The 4461-nt window shown below is 60.8% G+C and carries 4 protein-coding genes and 1 pseudogene; all 5 read right to left on the bottom strand.

Annotated elements, in window-relative coordinates:
- Nucleotides 1–340: pseudogene (locus ABSG20_RS30680) on the bottom strand (ABC transporter substrate-binding protein); the annotation flags it as partial.
- Nucleotides 341–581: 241 nt separating this feature from the next.
- Nucleotides 582–1619 (bottom strand): ABC transporter substrate-binding protein, encoded by a 1038-nt coding sequence (locus ABSG20_RS30675; protein WP_423868206.1) that lies wholly within the window; start codon nt 1617–1619, stop codon nt 582–584.
- Between the two features lie 85 nt (nt 1620–1704).
- Entirely contained in the window at nt 1705–2469 is a 765-nt protein-coding gene (locus tag ABSG20_RS30670; RefSeq protein ID WP_423868205.1) for an ABC transporter ATP-binding protein, read from the bottom strand.
- Nucleotides 2466–3443, bottom strand: coding sequence for an ABC transporter permease (locus ABSG20_RS30665; RefSeq protein WP_423868204.1), 978 nt, complete (start codon nt 3441–3443; stop codon nt 2466–2468). The genes ABSG20_RS30670 and ABSG20_RS30665 overlap by 4 nt, the downstream gene beginning before the upstream one ends.
- A 331-nt stretch (nt 3444–3774) precedes the next feature.
- Nucleotides 3775–4461 (bottom strand): site-specific integrase (locus ABSG20_RS30660; protein WP_423868203.1); only part of this gene is annotated, 687 nt, incomplete at its 5' end.

The following is a 4461-nucleotide window of genomic DNA, read 5'->3' as shown; positions in this document are numbered from 1 at the left end:
CCTTTTTGAGGTGGAGGATGAACTGGCTGGCGTCGTCATTCTCCTCCCAGCTCTCGGCGATCCACGGACTGACCCTGCCGTCAGCATCGACATAGACGAGCTTGTCGGTCACGTGGCCCCATATGTGGCCTTGGAAGCTGGAGATGGCGCTGTTGTTCGGGATCCAGGTGCCACCCAGCGAGTCGATGAGGAAGGTGATGTCACCGCCATTCTGCGGGACGCCGGCACTATGAGCCGGAGCGAGACCCACCATTGCCACGAGAGCCGCGCTTGCCACCGCGGAGGCGGTGATCAGCAGGCGCCGCCGGGAAAGCGAGAGCGAAGAAACACGTTCGGTCATGGATGGCTCCTGATGGTTCTGGTTAACTCCTGCACCTCCGACAGCCAGCGACGGCTGCCGGTTCGCGCATGCAATTTCATCCGTGACGGCCGCGAAGCGCGCGCGCCGGTGGCTCCGATTTTCCTGGTTTGGTAGACATCAAGAAAATGACCCGCATCATTTCGATGGCATTGGATTGACACCAGGGTCGAGGAACGTCTCCGGCCCGATTCAAATCCATGCATGCTGACGAGACATGCCTCTACTTCGCCTCTTCACCCGCTGGTGAGACGCTGCTGTTGAAGGAATTCAGGTATAGATCCCTGGCCGAGACGGCCTGCTTGAGCACGCCGGCAGCAAGCAGGGCGTCCAGGTTGCGCTGCTGCCGCTCGTAGAAACCGTCGTCGATCTTTTGCAGTCCTTTGGCGCCGCGTTGGAAGGTCGCCCTGATCGCGGACTCAGCAAACTGGATCTTCGGCGCGACAAGCCTGGCCTGCTCGTCTGGGTTAGCTTGCGCCCACGCGATGGTGTCGGACAAGGCTTGCACAAACGCCTGCAGCGCGGCTTTCTTTTCCTCAATGACTTTCTGGTGCGACACGTAAGGGTACAGGTTCTCGATTCGCATATCCACGCCGGTGGCGATCAGGCGGGCTCCGGTCTTCTCGATCACGTCGGCCATGTTGGGGTCGATCGTGTAGTAGCCCTCGATCTGTCCGGTCTGGAAGGCCTTGACGGCCGATGGGCCCGCCAGCTCGACGATCTTGAAATCCTCTTCCTTCAGCTTCGCATCGGCGATCTGATTCTTCACGCCCAGATACGTATTGGTCGACTTGAGAAACAGCAGTTGCTTGCCCTTGAGATCGGCGAAGGATTTGTAGGGGCTGTCCTTGGCAACCAGCAGTCCGGTATTTTCCGCATTGGGCTGGGTCACGGCAATCACCCGGACGCTACCCTTGCTGGCCGCAAACGACTGGGCCGCACCGACGTCGCCAATTTCCGTGATGTCGAGCTGCCGGGCGTTGAAGGCCGTCAGCATGTCAATGAAGTTGGGAAAGTATTTATATTCGATCGTGACACCGGGCACCTGCACATTCCGGGCCCACAGGGTGCTCAGGTAGCCGAAGTTGCGCGGCACGCCGACCGTCAGGGTCACGGGGGCCGCCGGGTCGAGGCCAGCCACCGCGCCGCTGGCGCTCTGGGCGCCGGCAGGCGCAAGGAGAGCCACCCAGGTTGCGGCGGTCACAAGACAGGAAAGCGCAAGAAGGATTTGTCGCCGAGCGGCACGCTGAACAAGTTTCAAGATCGACTCCCAAGAACAACAGAGAAGGGAAGGGTGAGCGCATCCCGCAACGGGATGCTGGGCCTGCAGCCGCACGGCACTGTACTCATGTCGGTGTCTCCTCATAGGCTTCGACCGTGCGGGCCAAATCCTGCACGCCGAGGCCGCGCAGGGCACGGGCGCGCGCGGCTTCAAAATTCCTGTCGTTCCGGGCGCGCGGCCGGTCGCCCGCCACCGAATAAAGGTCTGCGATGCGGCCACGATCGAGCACCGCGATGCGATCGGCCAGCAATACCGCCTCTTCGACGTCGTGGGTGACGAGCACGACCGCAAAGCCCTTGTCGCGCCAGAGCTGGTGCAGCAGCGCGTGCATACGCAGACGCGTCAACGCGTCGAGCGCACCGAAGGGTTCGTCCAGCAGCAGAAGCGCCGGCGAGCGCACCAGGCTGCGCGCCAACGCGGCGCGCTGTGCCTCACCGCCGGACAGGGTGCGCGGCCACGCCTGCGCATGCTCGGTCAGTCCCACAGCGGCCAACGCCTGCAGGGCACGCTGCTGGCGTTCCGCGCGCGTGCCCTCGATGCCGAATACGACATTCTCCCACACGCTCACCCATGGCAGCAGGCGCGCATCCTGAAACCCGAAGGCGACCGAACCTCGCACGTCGAGCTGGCCGTCAAAGCCCGCGTCGAGTCCGCCCAGCGCCCTTAGCAACGTGGTTTTGCCGCAACCGCTTTGACCGACAACGGCCAAGAATTCGCCGGGCGCGATATCGAGGCTGATGTCGTGAAGCACGGCGCGCGTGCCGAACGCGCGGCGCAGGCCGCGCAGTTGCACGACGGGCGTCGCGTTGCGCGAATAGGAGGAGTTCATGCGGAAGTGAACTCCACGCGCCAGCGCAGTGCGCGCCATTCGATCAGCCGCACGAACCCCTCCATGAACAGGCCCAGTAGCGCGTAGATCACCAGCCCCAGTACGATGACGTCGGTCTGCAAGAATTGCTGCCCCTGCTGAATCAGATAGCCGATACCGGCCTGCGCATTGATCGATTCGCTGACCACCAGCGAGAGCCAGGCGATGCCAAGCGAAAATCGCAAGCCGACCAGAAACGCCGGCAATGCGCCCGGCAAGATGATCCATCGCAGCAGGCCGCGCCGACCGACGCCGCAGGTGCGGGCGAGTTCGGCATAGCGATGGTCCACCGCCCGGATTCCCTTGGACAGGTTGAGATAAATCGGAAAGACGACGCCGATAGCCACCAGGCCCACCTTGATGCCCTCGCCGATACCGAGCCATACGATCAATAGAGGCAGCAAACCGAGAAATGGCAGCGCCCTCAGCATTTGCAGCGGCGCGTCGATGATCTCTTCGCCGACCCGGGAGAGGCCCGCGATCAGCCCGAGCACGCTGCCGATCGAAACGCCAATCAACAATCCCTCGACGACTCGTCGCAGCGAGACCCAGATGCTGGGCAGCAGTTCGCCAGACTGCAACAATTGAACCCCGGCAGCCCAGACTTCGGCGGGCGATGCCAAGGTCTGCGCATTCAACAGGCCGAACCAGGATGCCGCCTGCCACAGCACCAGCAGGATCGCGACGACCAGCGATCGTCGCGCCGCCCTGCCAATCCGAACCGGCGCCCATGCGGACGCCGCCAGCGCGACCGATTGCCATCGCTCCGCCCAGGACGGTAGCCCGATCTGGATATTTTCTACGGGGTGTTGCACAGCGACGGGGAACGGGTCTGCCGAGCCGTCAGAAGCCAATTTAGTCATCAGCACAGAGCCATCCAAATCTCCACGTGCTGTCATCCTTGAGGCCGCACAAGCTCCAGCGCAGAGATCCAAAAAACAAAACCTGCTGCAATCCACTCGCAGTCTAAGGGCATTTACAGATCAGGGGATTCCAAAGATCGAAAACTAAGGAGAACGACTTTTCTGGATTCGCGCGCTTCAAAGAAACCGCTGCTCTGAAGCGGCGCCGCGTGAAGAGAGGCAAGCGGATGAACTGAGCGCTTCACGCCACGCTTTGCTTCATAGCAATAGTGAGGCTTGCATAGGCGCGAAGAAGATAGCTTCGAAGCAGGGCCGCTTTGACCGCCGTGGGATATGTCATTAAGCGCCGGCGCCCGACATCACCGGCCATACCGACTACGCATTGATCTGCTCAGGATCGCTGTCAGGCAATCCGCACCGGACGCATGGAGTGGAGTGTTTCTGGCTTCAGGTGAGTGTAGCGGCGCAGCATTTTCCAATCTCTGTGGCCGGTAACAAGTGCGACCTGTTCAATGGAGAACCCAGCCTCAAATAGGCGGCTAGTTCCTTCGTGACGCAAATCGTGAAAATGAAGGTCATCAATCTTCAATTGCCGGCACTGGCGACGGAATGCTGTTCCAACGGATCGCCCGTTGTACGGAAAAATCCTGCCTTCGCGAAGGTTCGAGAACCGGCCTTGTTCATCAATGATGTTGCACGCGTCATAGCCTGACACGTCCAGCAAGGGGATACGTTGATCATTTCCTTTCTTCTTCCGTGGATCTTTGCGATCTCGAATGAGAAGCATTCGGCTCTTGGTGTCAAAGTCGCGCCATTCAACTCTGGCAATTTCGTCTTGCCGCATGGCGGTTGCGACGGCAAATCGGACGATACGCCCGACCGGAATCTTCTGCCGGATGTTTCGTTCAAGGGCCGAAATGATTCGATCGAGTTCGTCTTGCGTTGGACGGCGATCGCGCTCATTGCCCCTTCCGACGAGCCCGAGGCGTGCAAGGGCGATCCGGGCGAGATCAATTGGTTCTGTCGAAACAACAACTCCGTGCACAGCGGCGGCATGAGAGAGAATCGTCTTGATATATCCAAGATCGAT

This window comes from Bradyrhizobium sp. (genome assembly GCF_049512235.1).
Taxonomy (GTDB): Bacteria; Pseudomonadota; Alphaproteobacteria; order Rhizobiales; family Xanthobacteraceae; genus Bradyrhizobium.
The sequence above is the reverse complement of the archived record's forward strand: the minus strand, read 5'-3'. Positions and strand labels throughout refer to the sequence as shown.